Source organism: Roseicyclus salinarum (genome assembly GCF_029624655.1).
Classification (GTDB): domain Bacteria; phylum Pseudomonadota; class Alphaproteobacteria; order Rhodobacterales; family Rhodobacteraceae; genus Roseibacterium; species Roseibacterium salinarum.
Genome location: NZ_JARRSA010000058.1, coordinates 1 through 1105 on the forward strand (window position 1 = coordinate 1; position 1105 = coordinate 1105).

Sequence of the window (1105 nt, forward strand, 5' to 3'; positions counted from 1 at the left end):
ATGCGTGCCTTCGCCCTGGTTCTGGCCGGAAAACGCGCGCTTGCCGATGACATCGTGATGCGAACGGTGGTCGCGGCCTGGGCCAATATCGATGCCTTCCCCCCGGGGTCGAACATGCGAGTCTGGCTGTTCCAGATGCTCCGGACCATCCACCATGCGGACCCGCGGCCATCCGACCCTGACGCCGCGAACGGCGACGGTGCCGTCGTCGACCTTTCCGCCGTCGACGCCGCCTCGGACGACGCGCGGACGAATGCCCGTTTCCGGCAGGCCTTCAATGCGCTGCCGTGCCAGCAGCGCGAGGCGCTGATCCTGACCGGTCCCGAGTGTCTCTCGCTTCGAGACGCCGCGGTCGTTTGCGACTGCACCCCGGCGGCGATCGGACGCCGCGTGAAGCTCGGTCGGCGCAAACTGGCGATGATCGCCTTGCAGCCGGCGGGCGGCACGAGAGCCCTCGAGGATCCCGCGGTTCTCGAGGCGATCTTCCGGCGCGCGCTGTCGGGAGGATTGCGCACGCATGTGAAGATTGGCCGGCGCCGCGTGAACCGGACACCACCCGCGGACAGACCGCTTCCCCCACGCCGCACCTCTCGTCTCGGAATACCCCGCTAGACGCCGCTGGCGCCATCTCCGGGCCGGCCGACGACCCGTAGACTGCCCCGACCCATGCCAACGCAAGGCAGTTCTCCGATCTCGACAGCCTTCGATGTCAAAGCAACGTCCGCGCACGCCTCTGCAACGCCGTTGACCGGAGAAGAGATACGAACGCGAACCGACAAGGCAGGGCGGCTTCGTGTGCCATACCCCGGGCCGACAGCATCCGGACCCGGACCGACGCATCCGAGCGCGGACGCCGAACGGCCGCCACCCACCCTCTCGCGAAAGGCCGACCCATGACGCCCGACACACGAGCCAGAACCTCCGGGCAAGGCGCGCCCGCCCCCGCCGACGCGCGGGAATGGGTGGCCGTCCTCGCCCGCTACCGCGAGCCGTCGCGCTGGCGCAGCACTTGGGAAATCGCCGTCACGGCGGGTCCCTTCGTCGGCCTCTGGGCCCTGGCGTGGTGGAGCGTCGACGTCAGCTATGCGCTCGCCACCTTCATCGC

The 1105-nt window shown here is 69.4% G+C and carries 1 protein-coding gene and 1 pseudogene; both read left to right on the top strand.

Features of this window, described 5'->3' with window-relative positions:
• On the top strand, positions 1-612 hold a 612-nt coding region (locus P6F26_RS19580), incomplete at its 5' end, for a sigma factor-like helix-turn-helix DNA-binding protein (RefSeq protein WP_278030391.1).
• A gap of 281 nt (positions 613-893) precedes the next feature.
• Positions 894-1105, top strand: a pseudogene (locus P6F26_RS19585) (fatty acid desaturase); the annotation flags it as partial.